Below are 25426 nucleotides of genomic sequence, written 5' to 3'. Positions count from 1 at the left end.
TTTAATTAAATTTAATAAAGGAGGAAATAGTTTTATGAAGTTAAAAAAAGTAGTGTCCCTGCTGCTCGCTTTTGCCGCAGCATTGACCGTCATTCCTTCGGGAACAAGCGCGCTTGACTTCTCGGATATTGACTATGAGGCTGCGGAAACACGGGTTTACGAAAAAGAAGCAGCTTCTGCCGAAATGAGAGGTCTGACCGCTTTCCAGCTGGTCTCGGATATGGGTCCGGGCTGGAACCTGGGAAATTCCCTGGAGGTAAATTCCACCGATGAGACCTACTGGGGCAATCCCGTCACAACAAAGGCTATGATAGACGCTGTTGCCGCAAAGGGCTTCAAGACTCTGAGAATACCCGTGCGCTGGGATATGCACTACACAGACTCAAGCTACACTATCGACACCAATTATCTCAAAAGAGTAGAAGAGGTAGTTAACTACGGTCTGTCAAACGATATGTATGTTATCATCAACATTCACCATAACGACATTCAGACAATGGTATCCACAGATTCCTCTACTCAGACAAGAGTATGCAATGAGATGAAGGCTGTCTGGACACAGGTTGGCAACTATTTTAAAAATTACGGCGACAAGCTTATTTTCGAGACCATCAACGAACCGCGGCACGATGAGGACTGGGGCGGCACCTCGGCTTACTATGACTGCGTTAACAAGTATAACGAAGCAGGCCGCGCCGCTATCAGAGCCACAGGCGGAAACAACGCAAGCAGACTTATTATGATGCCTACATACTGCGCTTCTGCCGACGCGCCCAAGGTGGAGGGCTGGAAAAAGCTTGCCTCCGATAATATGGTGGCAGTTTCCATTCATGCATATCTCCCCTTTGATTTTGCTTTTGAGGGAACAGGTCATTCCGACTGGCTGGAGTCCGACTATACCTCTCTTTCGGGAGTATTCGCTACCCTTAATTCCAACTTTATCAGCAAGGGCATACCCGTTGTTATAGGCGAATTTGGTGCCTGCAACAAGAGTAACACCTCTCACCGCGCCACCTATGCAAAGACCTATGCTTCTCTTGCAAGACAGTTCGCAGAGCAAAGCATCCCCTGCATCTGGTGGGACAACAACTGCTTCGGAACAGGCGCAGAGAACTTCGGCTTATTCAACAGATCCTCCCTCTCATTTACCTATGACAGCGTTGCTTCGGCTCTTATAAATGCCTACAGCGGCAATCCCCCTTACGAAACAGTTTCAAGCGGAGAACAGATAATTTTCTCCGGCAGCAGCAGCTGCTCAGGCTTCGGTCAGGCTTTTGACACTACAGACCTTTCCTTCCTTCTCAATATGAAGAGCGGCGACAAGCTCTATGCCAAATACTCAAGCAGCAATGCACCCGAGGCTATATTTCACAAGGAGTCTCCCTTTGAATGGATAAAGGTCGCTCCCGACAGTGATTCCAACGGCGTGGCAGTATGGTCATATGAGACCCTGCTCAATGCCGCCGGCGGCAGCTTTTCGGGCGTGTTCAAGTTTTACATCGGCGATACAGGCTCTGCTCTCACTCTCACAAAGCTTTACATTCCCACAGGAGCGGCACACACCCATAATTACAACGGCACTTCCTCAATAACCCTTCCCGCCACAACTACCACCTGCGGCCTGCGCAAGGTATGCTGCTCCGTAAGCGGCTGCAGCGCATACAAGGTGGAGGTAGTTCCCAAGGTAACGGTCACTGTCGAGGAGGACGAGATCGCCGATTTTGTAGAGCGCCTTTACGTAAAGCTCCTGGGACGCGCTTCCGACCCCAAGGGCAAGGCAAATCATATAAACAGACTCAAATCCGGCGTTTCCGCCTGCGATGTAGTCAAGCTCTTCGCACTCAGCACCGAGCTTGCTAACAAGAAGCTCTCCAACAAGGAATTTGTTACAAGAATGTATAACACTATGCTGGACAGAAATCCCGATGCGGGAGGACTTGCAAGGTGGACTGCCGCTCTTGACAACGGCTGCTCCTACGGCTATGTGCTCCAGGGCTTCGGAAATTCCGCAGAATTTACAAGGCTCTGCGCAAGCTACGGAATTGTAAAGGGCTCCTACACATCTCCCGAAAACCGCGACAAAAACGCTAACCTTACTGCTTACGTTTCAAGAATGTACACTAAGGCTCTCGGAAGAAAATACGATGTAACAGGTCTTAACAACCACACAGGAAGATATCTCGCAGGCACAAAGAATGCCAAGGATATCGCTTACTCCTTCATCTTCTCTGCTGAGTTCAAGAACAAGAACCTTACAGACGAGCAGTTCGTCGATACGCTTTATCAGGCACTCTTTAACAGAAACGCCGACGCGGGCGGAAAGAGCAGATGGCTCACCAAGATGAAGAACGGCATGACCAGAGAGCAGGTATTCAGCGGCTTTGCGTCATCTGCCGAATTTAAGAATATGGTTGCGGGATTTGGTATCTGATACCACCTGTTAAGCCTAACTTATCGTATATACCGTCGGACACTCAAAATAACTCCGATGATATAAATACATTTATACACAAAAGGAGAGTTAAACCCAATGAAAAAAAGAATTGTCTCACTGCTCCTTGCAGTGCTGATGTGCATGAGTATGCCCTGCGTATCGGCAGCTGCGGAAGAGACAGCATCTGCGCAGGTCGCTGCATCGCAGGATCTGGCACAATCCACAGCAGTATCCGCTCCCGATGAAGATTACACCACCTCCTTCAGACGTGAGTATCCCGAACTGACCGTTGCCGATGTTCAGCAGATGGATATCACCGAATGTATCGAGATGGCTAACCTTATCCAGCCCCCTCAGGATACAGACCGCCGTATTCCTTCATTCAGGCTTTCCGAGGTTGAAGAGGCTGTTCTCGACAGAGTTCTCGGATATGACGAAGCAAACACCGACAATACCGCAGTCTACTCTAAAGATGCAGCGTATAATTTTACAAGCAGCTATTACTACGATCAGCTTACCGCATACGAAAAGAAAACCTATAACGAAATGCTTGACGCCTGCAATACCTGCCTTAATTCCACATCAACATACAGCTCCGCCTGCTTTGACAGCGTTACCAACTATGCATCTCGTACATATGCTGAAGTAGACCATCTTAATCAGATGTTCTACTATTCAAATCCTCAGTTCTTTTTCTACCACGGCTATGCATACTCAGAAGATTATTCCACACTTTATTTATTCGTCTTCGATTCCTGCTGCAGCTCATCAACAAGAAACACTATCAAGAACAGCATTAACAACACCACAAATTCCTGGCTCAGCACCGTAAATAACATATCCGGTCCCATTGCAAAGGAAAAATGGATAGCTGAAAAGCTTTGTGCAACAATTACATACACTTATGATACTTATGACCAGACCCTTATTGGTGCTCTTTACACCAATAAATGTGTATGCAACGGCTATGCTATGGCAATGAATTACCTCTGCAACGCTGCGGGCATTGAATGTGTCACCATTGTAAGCGCTACACACGCTTGGAACTGTGTTAAACTCTACGGCACATGGTACGAGGTAGATGTAACATGGATGGACAGAGATGATGCCGGAAACACCTGTGAATATATGTGGTTCAACATAAGCAGAGCTACTGCAATGAGTAATGAAAAGACCTATTACAGCTCGAAGGTCTGGGGCGCTCACGATCCCCAGACTGACCTGGACGCAGGCAGCTACTTCTATATGAATATCGATTATCCTTACTGTACGAAAGACGATCCTACCGACGTCGTATTCAACGAAGCAAATGCCTCTGCATTTGTTGAGCGCCTTTATGTAAAGCTCCTGGGACGCGCTTCCGACCCCAAGGGCAAGGCAAATCACGTTAACAGCCTCAGATCGGGCAAATCCGCTTGTGAAGTGGCACAGAAATTCGTTCTCAGCACCGAGCTTGCAAACAAGAAGCTCACAAACAGAGAATTTGTCAAGAGAATGTACCTGACTATGCTGGACAGAAGCCCCGATGCGGCAGGTCTTGCAAGATGGGCTACAGCACTTGACAACGGCTGCTCCTACGGCTATGTGCTCCAGGGCTTCGGTAATTCCGCAGAATTTACAAGGCTCTGCGCAAGCTACGGAATCGTAAAGGGCTCCTACACATCTCCCGAAAACCGCGACAGGAATGCTAACCTCACAGCTTATGTTTCAAGAATGTACACTAAGGCTCTCGGAAGAAAGTACGATGTAAGAGGTCTTAACAGCCACACAGGCAAGTATCTTGCAGGTACAAGCAATGCCAAGGATATCGCTTACGCCTTCATCTTCTCCGCAGAGTTCAAGAACAAGAACCTTACAGATGAGCAGTTTGTTGATACGCTTTATCAGGCACTCTTCGACAGAAAAGCCGATGCAGGCGGAAAGAGCAGATGGCTCACAAGAATGAAGAACGGTTACACAAGAGAGCAGGTATTCAACGGCTTTGCAACATCTGCCGAATTTAAGAATATGGTTGCGGGATTTGGAATTTAACATTTTAAATTTCCTTTGACGCAGTCACCCCACAGTATATAACGACGGATATCCGTAGGGTATCCGTCGTTATAATATAATTAAAAAAAGGAGAGTAAAAAAACAATGAAGAAAAAAATTGTCTCATTGCTCCTGTCTCTGCTGATGTGCCTGAGTATGCCCTGTATATCAGCTTCTGCAGAGGATCAGGTCAGCGGTATTTCATCGCCCGCAAACGAACTGACAGCTGTTTCCGGCTCCAATACAAAGGGCATCACAAATCCCGAGCTGACCCTTGAAAGAGCTCAGCAGATGGATATCAGCGAATGTATCGAGATCGCTAACAGCATCACTCCCCCCGCAAATAACGGCGTCGGCGTTACATCGGTAGAGATCTCTCCTGCCGAGGCTGCCGCTATCGAAAGGGTCCTCGAATATGACAGACAGCAGAACGAGGGCATTGCCGTTTACTCAAGAGCGGCTGCATATGATTTTTCCAGCGAGTATTATTATGACCAGCTTACCTCTGCCGAAAAGAAGACATATAATGAAATTCTCAGTGTGTTCAACGACTGCATAAATTCTACAAAGACCTACAGCGACGACTGCATAGGCTATGTTACCAACTATGCTGCACGCACAAAAAATGAAATGGACCATCTATACCAGATGTTCTATTACTCAAATCCTCAGATATTCTGTACCTTCAACGGCTACGGCTGGTCAAGCGATTACTCCAAAATATACCTCTACATCAATGAGGACTGCATGAACGGCAGCACAAGAAGCAAGGTAAAGCAGACCATTGACAATACCACCACCTCCTGGCTCAGCACCATGAACTCCATAGAGGGCACTGTTGCAAAGGAAAAGTGGCTTGCGGAAAAGGTCGCTGCCACTGTTACATATACTAAGATCGATTATATTGACCAGACCATTATGGGCGCTCTTTATCTCAACAAGTGCGTATGCAACGGCTATGCAATGACAATGAATTATTTCTGCAACGCTGCGGGAATTGAATGTATCACCGTTGTAAGCTCAGTACACGCATGGAACAGAATAAAGCTCTATGACAAGTGGTATGAGCTTGATGTGACCTGGATGGACAATGACAACGCTGAGAACACCTGCGACTATAATTGGTTCAACAAGAGCAGCGCAACATTCATGGCTAACGACCCCTACGGTTATCACGACCCCGAAACAGACTGGGACGTTGGCAGCTATTTCTATTCAAATATCAGCATTCCCGACTGCGTGGATGAAGACCCCAGCGACCTTGTATTTGACGAGGCAAAGGTAACTGCATTTGTAGAGCGCCTTTACGCTAATCTTCTCGGACGCTCCCCCGACCCCAGCGGCAAGGCAAGTCATATAAACAGACTTAAATCGGGCGAATCTGCCTGTGATGTGGTCAAACGCTTTGTTCTCAGCACCGAGCTTGCAAACAAGAAGCTCACAAACAGGGAATTTGTCAAGAGAATGTACCTGACTATGCTGGACAGAAGCCCCGATGCGGCAGGTCTTGCAAGATGGGCTACAGCACTTGACAACGGCTGCTCCTACGGCTATGTGCTCCAGGGCTTCGGTAATTCCGCAGAATTTACAAGGCTCTGCGCAAGCTACGGAATCGTAAAGGGCTCCTACACATCTCCCGAAAACCGCGACAGGAATGCTAACCTCACAGCTTATGTTTCAAGAATGTACACTAAGGCTCTCGGAAGAAAGTACGATGTAAGAGGTCTTAACAGCCACACAGGCAAGTATCTTGCAGGTACAAGCAATGCCAAGGATATCGCTTACGCCTTCATCTTCTCCGCAGAGTTCAAGAACAAGAACCTTACAGATGAGCAGTTTGTTGATACGCTTTATCAGGCACTCTTCGACAGAAACGCCGACGCAGGCGGAAAGAGCAGATGGCTCACCAAGATGAAGAACGGTATGACCAGAGAGCAGGTATTCAGCGGCTTTGCAACATCTGCCGAATTTAAGAATATGGTTGCGGGATTTGGTATCTAAGCATTAACATCACTGTGCAGAACGAGAATGTTCTGCACAGTTTTTTTATAAAGGGTATTGACATTTGGGAACTTTTGTGCTATAATAGTAATGTGTACCCCCGTTGATTTTTTTCGGGATATGTTGTATAATATAATTACAGTTAAATTCATTTAATTCTTTTGTCAAAATGGAGTTATGGGATAATGGAAATTCGGTTCAATCCAATGAAGATAACAGGAATTGAGGCCTTCGGCGATGTGAGGGGTCGGACGGCAGCAGGGGTAAGAAGCGTTTATTTCATAGTGGGAACTGGGTATTACCCCCGCCTTTCGGAGGATATCATCAAGCTCGACCGCAGACTGTCCGCAGACGCGAGATGCCTTTACCGCAGAGTTACCTCCTTTCCCCTGCCCGGAGTTAAAGAGGCTGCGGAATACGGCGATAAATGGGACAGGCTGTGCAAGGGGGAAAAGGTCCTTCCCCCGGAGACGGAAGCTGCGCTCAAAGAGGTCTGCGCTCTTTACCGCTCGGCGCGGAAGGATATAAATCCCTCCATTGAAAAAAATCTGGCGGCTATGCTTATGTTCCGCGCGGACAGGCTCCTTGAGGGAATGTCCTGCTCGGACGGGAAATGTCCAAAGCTCGTCTGCTCGGGAAAGGCGGGGGGCAAGGAATACCTTTTCTGCCTTATGGCGGCGCATATGGGGATAGACGTGCTTCTTTTAAGCCCCGCGGGAGAACCTTCACTGCCGAAGGGATTAGCACGCAGGGAGGAGCTTATCCGGCTCGGAGAAAACAGGGAATTTACTCTCCCCGAGTATCAGCCTGCAAGCACCGAATGTGCAGGCTCGGGTACGGTCGCCATTGCGTCAAAGGCGGGGGCAAGGGCTCCCAAAGCCGCTGTGCCTGCTGTTTCGGGAAAGCACATTCCTCTGACCGTTCCCCGAACTCCCGTAAAAGCGCCTGCGGCAAGTCCCGCTCCCACGGCTCCCCCCGCAGAGCATACCGCTCAGAATGGCGAAATGTCCTTTGAGGAGCTTGCCACTCTCGCTTCATCGGTGGTTATGATAAATCTCCACAACAGCAGGGGAAGGGTCATCGGCTCGGGCTCGGGCATAATAATCGGCAGGGGCGGCTACATACTTACGAATTTCCATGTGGCAGGAGGCGCAAGGTCATTTTCCGTTCAGCTGGAAAACGACGAGAACATTTACCGCACAAGCGAGATAATAAAATATCACCCGAACCTCGATCTGGCGATTCTCCGCATTGACAGGCAGCTTACCCCTCTGAAATTCTACAGCGGCAGAGATGAGCTGAGAAGAGGTCAGAAGGTGGTGGCTATAGGCAGTCCCCTCGGGCTTTTCAACAGCGTTTCGGACGGCATTATCTCGGGCTTTCGTGAGATAAACGGCGTTGATATGATACAGTTTACCGCTCCCATTTCGGGGGGCAGCTCGGGCGGCGCTCTCCTTAATATGCACGGAGAGGTCATCGGCATAAGCACCGCAGGCTTCAGCAAGGGTCAAAATCTTAATCTTGCGGTGGGCTACAAGGACATTATCCCCTTTGTTGGAAATCTAAGAGATCAATGAAAGATGGTTTGCATATGAACATTCTCATACCCGCAGAGCTTCTGTCGGAAGAGCTTTCCGCAGGAGGTCATTTTCTGAGGATAAATAAATACGGCACCGACACCGAGGAGCTCCTTCTGCGCTTTTTCGCTTTGGCGGTAAGGCACGGGGCTTTTCTCGAAAAGGGTATGGCAAATCCCACCGCAGGAGATATCGCTTATTTTGAAAGCTCCTGCGCTATGAACTTTAAGCTTGACAGGGATTTTATCAAGGCGGCGGCGAAAAAATGCTGCAACGCTTCGGACAGCGCCTTATCCGCTATGGCAGACAGCTTTTTTGAGTCTCTTTCACGGCTTAAAAGCGAGGGCAAAAACGACAGCATTTTAAAGAACACCTTTATCAAGTTTATGTGCTGGCTCAGACGTGACATTGCCCGTGCCCTTGCTCCCTCAAAGGAGAAATATCCCCCGAAAATTCTTTGCAAAGGCGGTCTTTCCCGTCACGAGATGATGATGCTGGCGGCGGCTGTTAAGGCAGGCTGCGATGTGCTTATTGCGGAATATGACGGGGCGGCTTATTTTGACAAGCTGCCCGAATGCGAAAAAATGGCAGCGCTTCTTGAGGTTACGGGGGGAAGTGATTTTCCTTCGGGCTTTACCCTTGCGGATATCAGGAAAAAAGGCAGCGGCGTACGGAATGCGGCTGCGGGCACTCCGTCTGTAAGCAGGATCGTGCCGGCAGTCAATGCGGCTCCCGCACTTAAAAACGGCGGCTTCTGCGTTAATGCGTGGATATCGGGAAATATCTATGCGGACATTCTAACAGAGCCTGCCGCAAGAGGAAATGAGCCCGACACCTATTACACCTGCTATGCAAGGATAAACGGCGCGGAGAACAAGACCACCTATCTCAGTGACCTGTACAGCTTCTATATGAAGCTGAGAGAGACGAGAGACCCTTTAGTTATAGACAAGGCGATAGAGCTGCCCTCAAACGAGGAGATAAATTCTATATCACGGGGAAATTACAGAACTCCCGCCGATATGACAGCCGCTCTTTCACAGAACATTGTTCATTCCGACCCCAAGCTGCAGGGCATTATGCGAAATGCCTTCTGTGCAGTGATGGATATGTATTTTGCTGACGGGAACGATATGAGAAAGGGTATCTCCAAAGCGGTCTTCCTGCTGTGCTGGCTGAAAAGATATCAGAAGGAGCTTTTCGGCGGCGGCAGAAAGGGCTTTCCCTGTCTTATCATTTTCGGCGGCTGCAGAAATGCATCGGAAGCTATGTTTGTGAAGATGATAGCCCGCTGTCCTGCGGACGTTTTAATTCTCCGTCCCGAACTCGGAGGCAAATGCGAGCTGTATGACGACCTGATGTATGAGCGGAATTTTACGGAATCCCTGCCTGCGGAGAAATTCCCCAGAGAGGGGGGCGATGCATCTCTCGGCACGGTGGCATACTATGCGGAGCGGGAGCTTGACAGCATGATGTACACCGACACGGGCATTTACCGCAGTCATCAGTATGCAAAGGCGAATGCGGTGGTCCTCAGGACAATGTACGAGGAAATTCCCATGCTGTGGAGCTCGGAGCTGAAGTTCAGACCCAATTTCAGCGTTTCGGGGGACACCGTGAACATTCCCGTTATTATGGCGAAGATATCGGGGGTCAAGGACAAGGACCTGCCCAGATACTGGAACGAGCTTCACGAAATGGCAATGGCTTATCCCGACAGCACCCTTATTTTCAAGGGGGAGCCTATCACAAACGAGGAAGGCTCCTGCGAATATGCGGTGGGCTTTATGAAAAACGGCAGGCTGAACAGGTCGGCTGTGAAGGCTCACAAGAATTACAATTACGGCTTTCTCAAGGAGGAAACCCAGGACTATATCCTGGATAAGCTGTCCTCCTTCCTTGAGGCAAATGTGATAAAGGACCAGAAGTCAGGCGGTCTGGAGTACAGGATAATTCACATTGCTCTTAATATGGGCAGCGATATCCTGCGCATCATTCAGAAATTTGATTTTACGGCGGTAAATCCCAAGGTCATCTATATCGCAACGGGCGAGAATGTGATATCAAGGGCGGACAGCATACTTCTGGCGTTTCTGAGCAAGCTGGGATTTGATGTGGTTTTTTACGTTCCTACGGGATATCAGAGCGCCGAGAAATATTATAACAGCGGGGTCCTCAACTGTCTGGAAACGGGCGAGTATATGTTTGACTTACAGATACCCGACCTGAGCAGGCGGACGGCTGACCCGAAAAAATCTATTTTCAGACGGATATTCGGAAAGGATAAATAAAATGAAAGCCAAGGACATAGCTTTATTATGCACCGCTGCGGCAGGGGCAGGTGCGGCGGCAGGCATTGCGGCGGCAAACACCTCAAAAGCAAAGCCTGCAAAGGAAACTCCCGCTCCCAAGGCAAAGGCGGCATCAAAAAAAGCCGAAAGGCGAAGCGCTCCCGATCTGCAGCCTGCCACGGCAGATATAAAGTCTCTCGCCTTCGGCACCGACAAGCCCTTGTCGGCGGTATATTCCCACAGCGACAGGGGGATCGTGGCAGTTTTCGGCTCGGAGGGCAGGCACACGGTATGCAGGGCTGACTTTGAGGGAAACATTTCCGAAGTACGGTGTCCCGTGGGGATATCGGGGGCGGCTCTGGGTGAGGACTGCGTTATGTTCATCACCGAAAGAGGGGGCGTTTTCGTTTACAACGATACCGATAGAGAGCCTGTTTTATGCGCTCTCACCGCTCCCGAATATGCGGCTTATTTTGAGGGAAGATTTTACGTATTTTCCGACTCGCTGCTGTATATCTGCACCCCTGACGGGGAGATTGAAAAAACGGTCAGTCTCGGGGCGATGATAGAGATAACGGGCAGCGATATCTGCGACGCGGAGGACTCGGACAGCAGCTTTACCGCGGCGCGGGTAAGCGTAAAAAAGCTTCTTCCTCTCGGCAAGTCGGGACTTTTTGCCGTTATCACCGCTGAGGGCAATTCCTACATTATGCAGCGTGACGAGGACGATTTTGTAAGCTTTGAAAAGACATATGAAAATATAATCGATGTATGCGTTTTCGGCAGCTTTGCTTATTATCTGTGCAGGCTTGCGGAGGGTTACGGCATTATCAAGACCGAGATAAAGAGGAAAAACTGCGAGACCGCAGGAAAATATCAGCTCTGCGGCGAGGACAGAAAGCCTGTTAAAATATTCTCCGTAAGCTGCGGCATCGGCGTTTTGTATGAGGACGGCGGGGTAAAATTCCTGCTCCCCGAGATATCCTCCGAGCGCGCAAGGGAAAAGGCTCGCAGGGGGCTTTCGGCTTTAAACGGCGCTTTTGGCGATATCTCCGTACGGGACGTTTTTTCCTTCGCAGATGGGTGCGGATATATATCCGATGGAAATGTGAACACTATAACTGTATGACAGAGGTGCGGTATGAATATGACAGGCTTAATTTTTCCTGCGGCAGGGACGGAAAGGATATGCGGACGGAGTTCTCCGAAGAGAATATCATAATGACCGCAGATAATGATAAGGAGCTTTTAAGGCTTAATGCTTTAACTCATAAATAATTGATTTTCGGGAAATCGCGTTTCAATTACCGAAAATCTCTTGACATAAAACCGGATTTGTTATATAATATTAAATTAGGTAATTATATCCGAAGTAATTGAAAGGATGGTCATATACTATGGCAGTCAAGAAAATAAGAATGTCCGCAGAAGGATTTAAGGATCTGGAAAAGCAGCTTGAATATCTCAAAAATGTCCGCAGAGCAGAGGTCGCTCAGAAGCTCAAGGAAGCTCGTTCCTTCGGAGACCTTTCCGAGAACGCCGAGTATGACGAGGCTAAGAATGAGCAGGCTATCCTTGAAGCAGAGATCGCCGACATCGAGATGAAGATAAGCAACGCCGAGGTGGTAAGCGATGAGGACCTTTCCACCGATGAGATAGGCGTCGGCTCCATCGTTAAGCTCAAGGACCTTGAATTTGACGAGATACTTGAGCTTCAGATCGTGGGCTCCACCGAGGCTGACCCCGAAAACAACAAGATCTCCGAGGACGCTCCCATCGGCATTGCCGCTCTCAAGAAAAAGGTTGGCGACATTCTCGAGGTCGAGGCTCCTATGGGCATTATCAAGATGGAAGTTCTCGAAATAAGCAAATAATGCAGGTTCGACCTGCAGCGAGGTCGCGCTGTTGATCTGTGCGGGCAACTCAGTTTGTCTCCGCACAGATAGAATGATCGGGAATATGACATAAATAATATTCCGTACTATCCGTAAGAAAATAATGCAAAGGAATGAAAAAAATGGCAGATGAACAGCTGAGGGCTAACTCCTCCCCTGCCCAAGAGGCGGAGCAGACCGAAGAGGATATCCACATATTAAAGAAGGTCAGAATGGAAAAGCTTGACAATCTCAAGGCTCAGGGCAAAAATCCCTTTGAGATAACCAAGTTTGACTACAATATCAAAAATTCCGAGATAAGAAAGCAGTACGCAGAGCTTGAGGAGCGCCTTACCGCTGAAGCTAACGGCGATGAAGAGGCTCTGAAGGCTGCTCTTGAAAATAACAGGATAAATGTTAAGATCGCAGGCAGGATAATGACCTGGCGAAATATGGGCAAGGCTAACTTCATCGATGTCCGCGACAGCACCGACCGTATGCAGGTATATGTGCGTATGAACGACATAGGCGAGGAAGCCTTCAAGGAGTTCAAGACCTGGGATATGGGCGATATCGTTGGCGTTGAGGGCTTTGTTTTCAAGACAAGAACAGGCGAAGTCACCGTTCACGCTCAGAAGATAACTCTCCTCACCAAGTCCCTGCTCCCCCTCCCCGAGAAGTGGCATGGATTAAAGGATCAGGACGCACGCTATCGTCAGAGATATGTTGACCTTATCGTAAATCCCGATGTTGCCGAGACCTTCAGAAAGCGTTCGCGGATTATTGCGGCTATCAGGCGCTATCTTGACGCTCAGGGCTTTATTGAGGTCGAAACGCCTATGCTGGTGGCAAATGCAGGCGGCGCTTCCGCTCGTCCCTTTGAGACCCATTACAACGCTCTTAACGAGGACGTAAGGCTGAGAATTTCCCTTGAGCTTTATCTCAAGAGGCTTATTGTAGGCGGTCTGGACAGAGTTTACGAGATAGGCAGAGTTTTCCGCAACGAGGGCGTTGACACCAAGCACAACCCCGAGTTCACCCTTATGGAGCTTTATCAGGCATACACCGATTATCACGGTATGATGGACCTTGCGGAAAATCTTTACCGTCACTGCGCACAGGAAGTATGCGGCACCACAAAGATAATGTACGGCGATGTTGAGATAGACCTGGGCAAGCCCTTTGAGCGGCTCACCATGGTGGACGCAGTTAAGAAATACTCGGGCGTTGACTTTAACGAGATACACACCATTGAAGAGGCGAGAGCCGCTGCCGACGCGCATCACATTGAGTATGAAAAGCGCCACAAGAAGGGCGATATCCTTAATCTGTTCTTTGACGAATTTGTTGAGGAGCACCTTATCCAGCCCACATTCATTATGGACCACCCCACAGACATTTCTCCTCTTACAAAGATGAAGCCCGAAGATCCCGAATACACCGAGCGTTTCGAGCTTTTCATCACAGGCAGAGAGATGGCGAATGCATATTCTGAGCTGAATGACCCCGTTGACCAGCGCAGAAGATTTGAGGCTCAGGAAGAGATGAAGCGTCTGGGTGACGAAGAAGCAAACAGCATTGACGAGGATTTCCTCCGCGCTCTCGAGATCGGTATGCCCCCCACAGGCGGCATAGGTTTCGGTATCGACAGGCTTGTTATGCTCCTGACAAACAGCAGCGCTATAAGAGATGTTCTGCTGTTCCCCACGATGAAGTCTCTCGACTAAAAGCTCCGCATTGCAGAATAAAGAAACCTAAAAGCGGTCGGGAACAGATAACCGACCGCTTTTTTGCATCAAATCAAAAGGGGTATGATGATGAAAAAGCATATTATTTTTTTATCGGCATTTGCCATGCTGCTCACAGCCTGTGCAGCAAGACCCGAAGAGCCTGAGATATCCGAAACAATATCCGAGACTGCGGCAGTCACATCTGAAAGCGAAACAACAGCAGCCGTGACGGAAAGCGAAACGACTGCTTCCGAAACGGAAAGCGAAACCACAGCCTCCGAAACGGAAGAAACCGCTGCCGAAACAGCCGAAGTCAGAAAGATCTCCACCGATAGCTTTGAATACATCATGGCTGATGCGGCGGGGTCGAAGGAGGATGTCCCCGAGCAATGGCTTGCCGCCGCAAGAGAATGTCTCAAGGGCAATGAGCGGTACGACTATTTTATAAGCTATGACCCGAATGGGGAAAATGAGCAGCAGCTTGTGGGATTTGAGGACTATCTGAACGATAACGGCAAGCCCGAAGCAAGATTTGTAAGCGCATATATCGGAGATTTTAACGGCAGCGGACAGGACGAAGCATTTATCATATTTTCCACACCGTTCATATATGGCGAAATAGGCGATTCGGAAGGCGGCAATGATTTTGCGGTCTACGTTAACGAGACGGGCGAAGCACAGTTTGCCTGCCAGGGATACGATGTCTATTTTGAAGGCGAGCTTTCTTACGGCGATATCAGTCATATCCATATTGCTATGGGCGAAAACAACGCCTCAAACCGCCATATGATATTCTCCACCGCAGGCGGCGTGGTCAAAGATGAGCTTTCATACAACTGGACATTAGCGATCGACGATGAAAATGACCGCATTATAAAAGATGCACAGGTATTGCTTGATGAGTATGATGTTGCAAAGTGGGACTGCGAAAAGAATTGCTACACAACTATCACTGTCAGCGCGGAAGAGGCTTGGGGAACACCCGGGACCGAAGCGCCCATAATTACGGACGAGCCCGACTATGAGCTTGACCCCGATTTTGTTCTTACCGACGAATGCTTCAATGACGAAAGCTATATTAACAAGCCGATGCTTGCCGCACAGCCGAAGGGTTCAGACGCAAATGTATATGTTATGATAGCTGATGAAAGCAAGAAATGGCTGTATACCCCGGTAAACTACGACTCAGAAGATTATTACGAAACCGACTATGTGATAATCGAGCATAACGGCATTATCGACGAGCTTCAATGCAAGTGGCAGGGAAGGCTGGGCATACCCTTTGAGGTGTATGCGGGAGATTTTGACGGTGACGGCGAAACAGAGCTTGCATCTGTCAGATATGCGCTCGGCGGAACCTTCTGTGCGGTTGACGAGCTTGTGATATACAAGCTTACCGACGGTCACTACAAGCCCTATGTATTTGACCACAGAAAGCTTGTAGAATATTCATTATATCCACAGATAAATAATAAAAAACATACAATAACCTTCTCGGTCGATGGCTGTGATAATACTTTCGAGGCAGACACCTCTCAGCTATTTCCTGACGGAGTGAAGGGGACAGACTCCTCCAATATTGTGGGATACACAATAGAGGGGGACAGGATAACTATACTTGACACCGTGCTTTGCTACAGTGAAAATTCGCTGCCACAGGACTTTGTCCGGATAGAAATGGACATTTACTTCTCGGACGGTGATTTTTCATACGGAGAGCCTGAATTTTCTCTGACCGAATACTGATCATAAAAAAACTTCCCCAAGCATTTCGGGGAAGTTTTTTTATTATTTTTCGGAAGTTTTCGGCAGGGGATATTTGTAGGAAAATTCCTTGAAAAGCTCCGCAAACTTCTCGTTGTCCTCGCTCTTGACGGCGTTGAGATAGCGGTGATTTTCAAAGCTGTTGTCATTTATCTGAATGAGATTAACCGCAATGTTGGAGCAGTGGTCGGAAATGCGCTCAAGGTCTGTGAGAAGGTCGGTGAATATAAAGCCCTGCTCGATAGTACAGGTCTTTGTCCTTAACCTTTCCACGTGACGGGATTTCATTTCAGTGCGGAGATAGTCCACCACCTCTTCCAGAGGCTCCACCTTGTAGGCAAGGTCGATATCCTTCGCCTCAAACGCCTTCACAGTGATATCGAGTATCTCCTCGATAGCACCGAACATAACGTTCAGCTCCCGCTTTGCCATAGCCGAGAAGCTTACTTCCTTGGTGTGTATCTCCCTGGCAGTGTCCAGAATGTTCACCGCATGGTCGGAAATACGCTCAAAATCGCCAATGGAATGGAGCAGGCAGGAAACGGTGCGGCTGTCGTCCATGGTAAGGCTGCGCCCCGAAAGCTTGACCAGATATGTTCCCGTAATGTCCTCGTATTTGTCGATAAGGTCCTCATTTTCCAGTATCATCTGAGCCTTATCCTCGTCGAAGTTCTTGTAAAGGTCGAGAGCAAGGGAAATGGTGGTCTTTGCAAGGGAAGCCATTCTGTTTGTAACGTTTCGGCACTGCTCGATAGCCACACCGGGAGTGTTCAGGAAACGGTCGTCGAGAAGCACAAGATTTTCCGCAGGCTCCTTCTTCTCGTCCCTGATGGTGAGGTACGCCAGCTTTTCGAGCACCTGCGTAAAGGGCAGCAGAAGAAGGGTCGTGCCGATATTGAATACGGTATGGACGATAGCAACAGATACGCTTGTTACCTCCATATCCGCAAAGGTGAAATGAATAAACGAGTCAAGGGTGTAGTAGCCAACCAGCGCAAGAACGGTTCCTATAACGTTAAAGTAAAGGTGAACGGCAGCAACACGCTTAGCGCTCTTGTTAGCACCTGCGGCAGAGATGATAGCGGTAACGCAGGTACCGATATTCTGACCGAGAATAATGGGGAGAGCCGCTCCGAAGGTGATAAGACCCGAATTTGAAAGGGTCTGGAGCATACCCACCGACGCCGCCGAGGACTGAATGACCGCCGTAACAACAGCGCCCACCAGAACACCCAGAACAGGATTTTTGAAAAGGGTCATAAGGCTTGCGAACTTCTCCGACTCGCTGAGAGGCTCCACCGATTCGCCCATGGTGACCATACCCCACATAAGCAGACCGAAGCCGATAAGAATGCCGCCGATATCCTTTTTTTTGCCGTCCTTGGAAGCCATTCGCATCACAACTCCCACCAGAGCAAAAAGAGGAGCGAAATTCTTGGGCTTGCAGAACTGGATAAACAGGCTGTCGCCCTCAAGTCCCGTAAGGCTCAGTATCCAGGTAGTCACCGTGGTGCCGATGTTTGCACCCATAATGATCGATATCGCCTGTGAAAGGCGCATAAGTCCCGAGTTTACAAATCCTACCAGCATGACTGTGGTAGCAGAGGAGGACTGCACGACCGCAGTAACGAGGATACCCAGCAGCAGCCCCTTGAAGCGGTTGGAGGTAAGCTTTTCGAATATCTGCTCCAGCTTGCCGCCCGCCAGCTTTTCGAGCTTGTCGCTCATTAAATTCATACCGTAGAGGAACATTGCGAGACCGCCGAACAGGTGGATGACATTGAAAATGGTCATACTTTTGCTCAATCCTTTCACATTGCCATAAGGAAAGCTTTTTCCGTTTGGCTTGCCGGGTTTTCTGCCCGACCGTTTCATCATTATACTATTTTTCACAATACAAATTCATTTTATCATAAATAGATGAATTTCAAAATCATTTATTATGAAGAATACGTGAAATACTTTACACATATCTTACTTTAACGGAAAATTTACGATGTATTTTCGGGCATGGGGCGGATTTTTAGGGGATAAAGGGACAGATGTGTAAATTTTTGGTTACGTTTGTGTAAATATATCTCAGAAACAAAAAAATCTCCCTCCGTAATAAACGGAGAGAGACGCAAAAGCTTATATTTTCAAATAATTCCCGAAATATCATATCATCGCCGACATAATATTCATAAGCGGCAGCATAACAGTCAGCATTATCGCCCCCGCGGCAAGGGTCAGAACAGCGGTGAGAGCAGGCTCCACAGCGCTGATTATACGTTCCACGCTCCTGTCCGCCTCTTCGCTCATACGGCGGCTTATCTTCTGCCAGGCGGTGTCGAAGGAGCCCGAGCTGTATGAGACCCGCAGGGTACGGGCGTAAAATACGGGGAGAAGCTCCGACTGCTCCACAGCGTCCGAAAAGGGAACATCGTTCATAACAAGGGCAGCGCAGCGCTCAATGCGCTCATTCACACGCTTGCAGCTGCTTATGCCCCGAACATTGCTCAGAGCCTCCGAAGCGGAAAGACCGCTCATTATCATCATAGAGACCGCTCCCGAGAATTTCGCCATAGCCACCGTTTCGGCAGTCTGACGAAAAAAGGGCAATGACGCAAGGAGCTCGCCCGTTCCCACGCTTCTGCCGTTTACGGCAAGAAACACCGCCCCGAACAGGAAAAGCACTCCGCAGATCATGAGCATGACCGTACCCACTCCTGCGGCAGTTCCCACGCTTTTTGACACCGCCATATAGACCTCGGGGTCAAATTCGGAGAAAATTTCCGCAAACATGGGCAGGACTTTTAGTGTAAGCACCGATATGACCGCCGCAGCAATGACCAGCATTATCATAGGAGATACCACAGCGCTCCGCACGCTCTCTCCTATCCTCGCCTGCTTTTCGTAATATTCCGTAAGAGCGGAAAGCGCCTCGTCCAGACGTCCCGACAGTTCTCCCGCCATAACCGTTTTAATGCAGTATTCGGGAAATACCCCCGCCTCCTCAAGAGCCGCATACAAGGGCTTTTCCATGGAAAGGGAGTCTGTGACCGATTTTAACAAAGCATTTGCCTCGGGAGTGCTTTTGCTCCTTGTCTGAGCCGCCATGACCGTAAGCCCGTCATAAACGGGAACGCCCGAGTCCAGCACCTGCTCAAGCTGATAGCAGAAATATGCCACCTCGTCGGCGGTAAGGGGTCTTTTCTTTTTTGACATTTTTATCACCCTTTAATCTTCAAGATCTTCGTTATCTTCATCAAAGCTGTCCGTATCTTCATTATCCGAAAGCGCCGCCGCAAGCTCTTCCTCAGTCCTGCCGCCCAGCTTTTCGATGTGATAATCCTTGTTGTAATACGCCTCGATCAGCTCCCTTATCATAAGCTTTGAATACTCGCCCTTTTCCACAAAGCCCGAAAAGGCAATGTCGGGGTCGTCCGCAGGATAGAAGCCGATGAACGCCGAACCCGTGTCCGATTTCGATGTCATCTGCGGAGTACCCGTTTTGATAGCCGCCTTTTTCGGCAGCTCGGTGAGAAGGTAGCTGTCGGTGTAATATTCCTTGACCGTGGGATAGGTGTATGCCTTAAAAGCAGCCGCTTCCTCCATACCCTCAATGACCTTGTCAAAGGTATGACCCGTCTTGTCCTCGATAACTGCGGCAACTGTCGGCTCGGTCTTGCTCACAAGCTCTTCCATATTGTATGTGTAAACGCTGTCCACCATATATGTCTGATATCTCACGCCCCTGTTGCCTATCATAAGCGCCTGATCTGCCATCTGAAGGGGGGTAACATAGGTGTCCGACTGACCGATAGCCGCCTGAATGACGTTACCCGCCTGCCATACCTGCTGACGGGCTTCAAAGGTGTCCGGGCTTGCAATGTAGCCCGTTTTAACGCCCCGTCCCGTTTCAAGGCCCATTTCCTCGCCCAGACCGTACTTTGAAGCATACTCGGTTATCCTGTCAATGCCCATGACCCTGCCCACCTCGTAAAAAAAGATGTTGCAGGACTCTCTCAGAGCGCCCACCACGTTGAGTCTGCCGTGATATCCCGTACATTCGGGGCTCCAGCCCTCCCAGTAGGTGTAATATTTCTGACAGTTCACCACGTCTGTGGGACTGATGATACCCTCGTTAAGCGCTGCCGTGGCAGTAACGGTCTTGAAGGTGGAGCCGGGACGGTAAAGTCCCGAGGTAACTCGGTTCAGAAGAGGGGAATTTTCCCCGTTTGCCACCTTGGAGTAATTTTCCAGATAGTCTTTAAGGTCATAAGTGGGAGCCGTGGCGCCTGCCAGCAGAGCGCCGCTCCTTGCGTCAAGAACGACCAGTGCCCCTGCATTTGCCTCGGTGCCCTTTGCCTTGGAAGATGTCTGGTTGTTGAGCCAATATATATGGTTTTCAAGGATAGTCTGCACCTTCCGCTGATAATCGCTGTCAACGGTAAGCTTTATCGTATTCCCGGGAACAGCTTCCTCGGTTATCTCATCGTTTACCACCGCTCCCCCCTGAATTTCAAGAGTGCGAACGCCCTTCTTTCCGCGGAGAGTGCTTTCCATAGCCTTTTCAATGCCGCCCTTGCCCAGGGTGTCATTGAGAGCATAGCCGCTGCCCTTGAGCTGGTCGTATTCCTCGGCGGAAATAGCTCCCACCGTGCCGATAAGATGGGGTATAACGTCCCCCGTCTTTACCTCTCGTACTGCCTCCTGAACGATATCCACGCCGTCAAGCTCGTAGGTAAGCTCCTTGAGCCTGACCACCGCCTCCATGGTGATATCCTCCGCAAAGGTGTATCTGTTTGAAACGGAAAAATCCCTGAGATACATGGTATACCGCACTCCTGCGATTATCCGCTTCTCACGGTCTGTGAGCTGCGGGTCTGTCTCATACAGCCCCGTCATAGCGATGATGCATTCCTCGGCAGTACCGTAGACCTGTACGCCGATATTTTTCCGAAGCCTTGCAATATCGCTTTCCCTGTCGGGGAGAAACTCGAAGGGAGCATTCTCGCTTATGGGCAGAGCGTCCTCCCAGCTCACATTTTCCTCCTCGAGAACATTTGCAACTTTAAGGATAATGCGGTTTATCTCCCTGTTGTCGGTGGGGAAGAACGCCTTCTGTATAACAGCGTTGAAGCCTGCCTTGTTGCTCACAAGATATTCACCGCTGCTGTCGGCGATCTCCCCTCTGGGAGCATTTATGACCTGCTCGGCGGTGTTGGAGCTCAGTGACTTCTGCAGATAGCTGCTTCCGTCCACAAGCTGCAGCTTCATAAGCCGTAAAGCGCCCAAAGACATCACAAACAGGGTCGCCGCCATTATAATGACAAAGCGGATATTGTCCGCAGCCTTGCTCACACCATCACCTCCGCATAAAGCCGATACACATATCAGCCGAAAATTTCCGTAAGCTCTCCGATGCTTTCCGCCCTTGCAGCCGTCTTGTCCCCGGGGATATCCTTCCCGAAGCCGTAAGCAGCGTGTACAAAGGGGATCTCCGCCTTGTAAGCAGACTCGCAGTCACCTGCCGTATCTCCCACATAAGCGGCGCTTGTAACATTGTTTCTCGCCATAAGGAGCCTTATGGTCTCGTCCTTGGGCTTTCCCGTCTCACCCCAGCAGAGATAATCGGTAAAAAGCCGCTCCAGACCGCAGTATTCAAAGAATGCCTCGATATATCCGCACTGACAGTTGCTCACAATAAACAGGCGGTGGTTTTCCGAGAGCTTTGAAAGGGTCTTTTCCGTCCCCTCGTAAAGCCTTCCGCCCTTTGCCGCCAGGAAGTTGTTCTCGTTCTCGGCGCACATATCAAGTATCTCAAACTGCCTTGTGGCGGAGAGCATGGGGAAAAGCTTCTTTGCTATCTCGTCCATGGTCATTCCCATAACTCCCCTTATGTCCTCGCCCGTGATCCTGACGTTTCTCAGCAGAGGATCATTAAGTCCCCTCACCGTCTCGTCCCAGGATAGGGCAACATTTTCCGAGCTGTCCCACAGGGTGCCGTCAAGGTCGAAAATAATGCTTTCAGCGTTCAAAACCTTCTCCCCCTTTATCACAGGTCACATATTTTTTTCGTAAATTATCATAAGCCCCTTCAGGGCAAGGTCATCGTCAATAATGATGCTGCTTCGGCACAGAGGAATGACCGCCCCCGCAGCGTCGCCTGTGGCAACAGCAGTGCAGACCTCGCCCATCTCCTCGTTTATCCGTCCGATGAGCCCGTCGATCATTCCCGCGCAGCCGTACAGAACGCCGCTTTTGAGACATTCCACCGTATTCCTGCCGATTATCCTCTTAGGCGGCTCAAGAGCAATTCGGGGCAGCTGGGAAGCCTTTGTGACAAGGGAATCGAGGGACACCCTCAGCCCCGGAACTATCATACCGCCGATGTGATTTCCCTTTCTGTCGATGACCGAAAGAGTGGTGGCAGTGCCTATATCGATTATGATAAGAGGCAGCGGATAATTCCTTATTCCCGCGGCGGCGTTTACCACCATGCCGCTGCCCAGCTGAGCAGGGTTGTCTATCATAATGCTGAGCCCCGTTTTTATGCCGGGACCCACAACAATGGGAGTGATGCCCGTAAGACGGCTTACAGCCTCCTTGACGGTAAGGGTCAGAGAAGGCACCACCGAAGAGATTATCCCCCCATCAATGGTACGGTGGTCAGCCCCGTTAAGCTCAAAGGCAGTCCGTATAAGAGCGGCATATTCAAGGGTGGCTGCGGTCTGAACGGTAGAGACAGTCTCTCTGAAAAGGATCCTCCCGTCCTGCATACCGCCGATAACGGTGTTGGTATTTCCTATGTCAATGGCTAATATCATAAAGCTGTATCCTCTTAAAAATATAATTATACATTTTAATTATCTCACAAAAAATTCGCAAGTTAAATCAACATTTGATTAACATTCTCTGAATTATTGAAAAATCCTTTGCCAATTACGCATTTACGCCCCGCCGCAGCCGCATATAATTGTTTCATTTGCACAAAAATTTCCCAAAGCTCTTGCATATTCTGAAAAGGTGTGGTATAATAAATCAGGTAAACTTTCGAAGTATGTTTATTTATATAAATGGAGGAAAAAATATAATGGGCGTAATCGAGATAGTCAGCGGCATCGTGCTTATAGCGTGCAGCGTTTTTATTGTTGTCATCACTCTTATGCAGTCACAGAAGCAGCAGGGTATGACAAGTGCCATTCAGGGCTCAAACAATGACAGCTTCTACGGCAAGAACGGTCAGAATACAAGAGAAAAGGCTCTTGAGAGACTGACCAAGATCGTAGCCTTCATCTTCTTTGTCATTGTTATTGCGGTAAATATCATTTCCGTAGTAGCTTCCAAGGGCTGATTTCAGGCTGACCGCTCCTGCACGCTGTGCGGGAGCTTTTTTGTTAGGACCTGTCTTCACAAGAAATGTGTGCGGATTTACGAGCATAATTTAAGACAAGGGGAGTCCGCAGGCGGGCTTGCCGCCCGGCAAGGATTTTTAGAATTTGCCGAAAAGACGTGCGCATACGCTTGTGAAGACAGGTCCTTATTATAAGGAGGGAAGATCATGGCAGAGATATCTCAGATCTGTATTTCAAGGATACTTAACGTTTTAGAGCAGGGGGGCAAGCGTGCCGTCCCCGAAAAAGCGCTTTACGGCAGAGTAAAGGGCAAGAAAATATCCACCGCCGATTTCAGAAGAGCGGCTGCGGCGCTCTGCGAAAGCGGCGATATAATGCTTACAAAGCAGGGCTATATCCTCTGCAAGGCTCACGATATGTTCAAAGCCGATGTGGCAAGGATAAACAAGACCTTCGGCTTTGTGAGACGAGAGGACGGAGCGGAGATATTCGTCCCCGGAAAATATCTCAAGGGCGCAATGCCCGGAGATACGGTGGTATGCAGGCTCATTCCCCCGAGAGGGGAGTCCCCCGAGGCTGAGGTATGCGCCGTTGCAAAGGAGGGCTTCTCCGAATTTACAGGTACCCTCGTTTCGGAAAATAACAGCTATTTCGTTCAGCCCGACAGCTTCTGCCGCGACCTTATCGCCGTAAGTGGCAGGGATACCGACGCAAAGGAAGGGGACAAGGTCCTTGCGGTCATCACCAAGCGAGGCGAGCGCCACGCCGACCACCGCTGCCGTATCAGCGCCGTTTTCGGCAGCTCCGACAGAGCTGTGAGCAGCGCCATGGCTGTGCTTTATATGAACGATGTTGAGGTGGAATTTCCCCTTGCCGTCCGGGACGAAGCGAGACACATTTCGGGTATGAAGATAACCGACAAGGACATCTACAGCCGCCTTGACCTGAGAGACGAGATCATCTTCACCATTGACGGAGCCGACACCAAGGACATCGACGACGCCATATCCGTCTCCCGAACAGATAAGGGCTATGCACTGGGCGTTCATATAGCGGACGTATCCCACTATGTAAAGCCAAATTCCGAGCTTGACAAGGACGCTTTCCTCCGCGGAACATCAATATATTATGCAAATAAGGTCATACCCATGCTCCCAAAGGAATTATCCAACGGCATATGCTCCCTTAACCCCAATGAGGACAGACTTGCCTTTTCCTGCCTTATGGAGCTGGACGAGGAGGGCAAGCTTTTAAAATACAAATTCAGCAAGACCGTTATCCGCTCCCGTGTAAAGGGCGTTTACAGCGAGATAAACAGGATACTTGACTGCAAAGATGATATAAGCGCCGTCCCCGATGACTTAAAGAAAAAATATGACGGACTTTTCGATACCATTTTCCTTATGCAGGAGCTTGCGGAAATTCTCACAGCCAATAAGCTGAAAAGAGGCGCACCCCAGATAGATACTCCCGAGTGCAAGCTTGACATAAACGAAAACGAGGTCTGCGTCAACGTTATGCGAAGGGAAAGGGGCAAGGCAGAGCTTATTATCGAGGAATTTATGCTTATGGCAAACGAGTCCGCCGCAAAGACCGCCCGTGAGAATAATATTCCCTTTGTCTACCGCGTCCACGAGGACCCCGCTCCCGAAAAGGTAAGCGAGCTTATCGAGGTCACCGACAGACTGGGCGTTTCCCACCCTCAGTTTTCCGGCGTGAAGCCCGTCCACCTTGCGGAGATACTGAACTCCGTCAAGGACACCGACCTCTCCCCCGTAATAAACAATATGGTGCTGCGCTCAATGGCAAAGGCGAAATATTCGGACGAACCTCTGGGGCATTTCGGACTTGTGCTCAAGGACTACGCCCATTTCACCTCCCCCATCAGGCGTTATCCCGACCTTGCAATACACCGTATACTCACCGACCTTTGCTACAATAAAGAGCCTGCGGCGGTGATAGCCAAAAAATACGGCAGATTTGCAAACGCCGCCTCACTCCAGTCCTCCGAATGCGAGCTTACCGCAATGCGTGTGGAAAGAGAGTGCGAGGACTGCTACATCGCCGAGTATATGTCCGCCCACCTTGGCGAGGAATTCGAGGGAATGGTAAGCTCCGTCACCGATTACGGAATGTACGTGGAGCTGCCCAACACCGTAGAAGGACTTGTAAAGCTTGAAACACTCCCCGATGGGGTATATGAGTTTGACGGACATTTTTCCATTACGAGAGACGGCAAGGCGGTATATTCCGTAGGACAGCACGTAAAGGTAAAATGCGTAAAGACCGATATCTCGGGCGGAAATATTGATTTTGTCATAGTATCGGAGTGATATGAGCGGACTGCTTCAAATCGGGGCAGTCCGTTTTTCCACCTTCAATTA

At 49.4% G+C, this 25426-nt stretch carries 17 protein-coding genes; 12 read left to right on the top strand and 5 right to left on the bottom strand.

The window, feature by feature from the left end; translation table 11 throughout:
* Positions 1 to 34: 34 nt before the first annotated feature.
* The 10 genes from ACI4J0_RS03090 to ACI4J0_RS03045 all read left to right on the top strand — a co-directional run bounded on the left by ACI4J0_RS03090 (position 35) and on the right by ACI4J0_RS03045 (position 15684).
* A complete protein-coding gene (locus ACI4J0_RS03090; RefSeq protein WP_439764355.1) occupies positions 35 to 2431 on the top strand; it encodes a cellulase family glycosylhydrolase in 2397 nt (798 codons plus the stop codon).
* A 99-nt stretch (positions 2432 to 2530) separates the two neighbouring features.
* Positions 2531 to 4465 carry a DUF4214 domain-containing protein gene (locus ACI4J0_RS03085; protein ID WP_439764354.1) on the top strand — a complete coding sequence of 645 codons (1935 nt, stop codon included), beginning with the start codon at positions 2531 to 2533 and terminating at the stop codon, positions 4463 to 4465.
* A 105-nt stretch (positions 4466 to 4570) separates the two neighbouring features.
* On the top strand, positions 4571 to 6466 hold the full coding sequence (locus ACI4J0_RS03080) for a DUF4214 domain-containing protein (RefSeq protein WP_439764353.1): 1896 nt from the start codon (positions 4571 to 4573) through the stop codon (positions 6464 to 6466).
* Positions 6467 to 6651: 185 nt separating this feature from the next.
* Positions 6652 to 8043, top strand: a complete 1392-nt coding sequence (locus ACI4J0_RS03075; protein WP_439764352.1) for a S1C family serine protease — start codon at positions 6652 to 6654, stop codon at positions 8041 to 8043.
* A gap of 14 nt (positions 8044 to 8057) precedes the next feature.
* Entirely contained in the window at positions 8058 to 10334 is a 2277-nt protein-coding gene (locus ACI4J0_RS03070; RefSeq protein WP_439764351.1) for a YceG family protein, read from the top strand.
* 1 nt (position 10335) lies between these two features.
* Positions 10336 to 11463, top strand: coding sequence for a hypothetical protein (locus ACI4J0_RS03065; RefSeq protein WP_439764350.1), 1128 nt, complete (start codon positions 10336 to 10338; stop codon positions 11461 to 11463).
* On the top strand, positions 11460 to 11612 hold the full coding sequence (locus tag ACI4J0_RS03060; protein WP_439764349.1) for a hypothetical protein: 153 nt from the start codon (positions 11460 to 11462) through the stop codon (positions 11610 to 11612). The genes ACI4J0_RS03065 and ACI4J0_RS03060 overlap by 4 nt, the downstream gene beginning before the upstream one ends.
* A gap of 119 nt (positions 11613 to 11731) precedes the next feature.
* Entirely contained in the window at positions 11732 to 12208 is a 477-nt protein-coding gene (gene greA / locus ACI4J0_RS03055) for a transcription elongation factor GreA (RefSeq protein WP_439764348.1), read from the top strand.
* Positions 12209 to 12351: 143 nt separating this feature from the next.
* Positions 12352 to 13935: a lysine--tRNA ligase gene (gene lysS / locus ACI4J0_RS03050; RefSeq protein ID WP_439764347.1), complete on the top strand. Its 1584-nt coding sequence runs from the start codon at positions 12352 to 12354 to the stop codon at positions 13933 to 13935.
* Between the two features lie 84 nt (positions 13936 to 14019).
* The gene (locus ACI4J0_RS03045; RefSeq protein WP_439764346.1) at positions 14020 to 15684 is read left to right on the top strand and encodes a hypothetical protein; all 1665 of its coding nucleotides are present in this window, start codon (positions 14020 to 14022) and stop codon (positions 15682 to 15684) included.
* A 42-nt stretch (positions 15685 to 15726) separates the two neighbouring features.
* Here ACI4J0_RS03045 and ACI4J0_RS03040 read toward each other — a convergent pair whose 3' ends face one another.
* The 5 genes from ACI4J0_RS03040 to ACI4J0_RS03020 form a co-directional block, all read right to left on the bottom strand.
* Positions 15727 to 17496, bottom strand: a complete 1770-nt coding sequence (locus ACI4J0_RS03040; protein ID WP_439764345.1) for a Na/Pi cotransporter family protein — start codon at positions 17494 to 17496, stop codon at positions 15727 to 15729.
* 363 nt (positions 17497 to 17859) lie between these two features.
* Positions 17860 to 18909, bottom strand: coding sequence for a type II secretion system F family protein (locus tag ACI4J0_RS03035; protein ID WP_439764344.1), 1050 nt, complete (start codon positions 18907 to 18909; stop codon positions 17860 to 17862).
* A gap of 12 nt (positions 18910 to 18921) precedes the next feature.
* Entirely contained in the window at positions 18922 to 21048 is a 2127-nt protein-coding gene (locus ACI4J0_RS03030) for a penicillin-binding transpeptidase domain-containing protein (RefSeq protein WP_439764343.1), read from the bottom strand.
* Positions 21049 to 21080: 32 nt separating this feature from the next.
* Complete coding sequence (locus ACI4J0_RS03025) at positions 21081 to 21725, bottom strand: HAD family hydrolase (RefSeq protein WP_439764342.1); 645 nt, start codon at positions 21723 to 21725, stop codon at positions 21081 to 21083.
* A 24-nt stretch (positions 21726 to 21749) separates the two neighbouring features.
* Positions 21750 to 22514, bottom strand: a complete 765-nt coding sequence (locus ACI4J0_RS03020; protein WP_439764341.1) for a type III pantothenate kinase — start codon at positions 22512 to 22514, stop codon at positions 21750 to 21752.
* Between the two features lie 266 nt (positions 22515 to 22780).
* Here ACI4J0_RS03020 and secG point away from each other — a divergent pair, with 266 nt between their 5' ends.
* Positions 22781 to 23041 carry a preprotein translocase subunit SecG gene (gene secG / locus ACI4J0_RS03015; RefSeq protein WP_439764340.1) on the top strand — a complete coding sequence of 87 codons (261 nt, stop codon included), beginning with the start codon at positions 22781 to 22783 and terminating at the stop codon, positions 23039 to 23041.
* A gap of 207 nt (positions 23042 to 23248) precedes the next feature.
* On the top strand, positions 23249 to 25375 hold the full coding sequence (gene rnr / locus ACI4J0_RS03010) for a ribonuclease R (protein WP_439764339.1): 2127 nt from the start codon (positions 23249 to 23251) through the stop codon (positions 25373 to 25375).
* Positions 25376 to 25426: the final 51 nt, after the last annotated feature.

It is taken from the genome of Huintestinicola sp. (genome assembly GCF_051882455.1).
Lineage (GTDB): Bacteria > Bacillota > Clostridia > Oscillospirales > Ruminococcaceae > Huintestinicola.
Note: the sequence above shows the minus strand (reverse complement) of the source record. Positions and strands in the feature narration are given on the sequence as shown.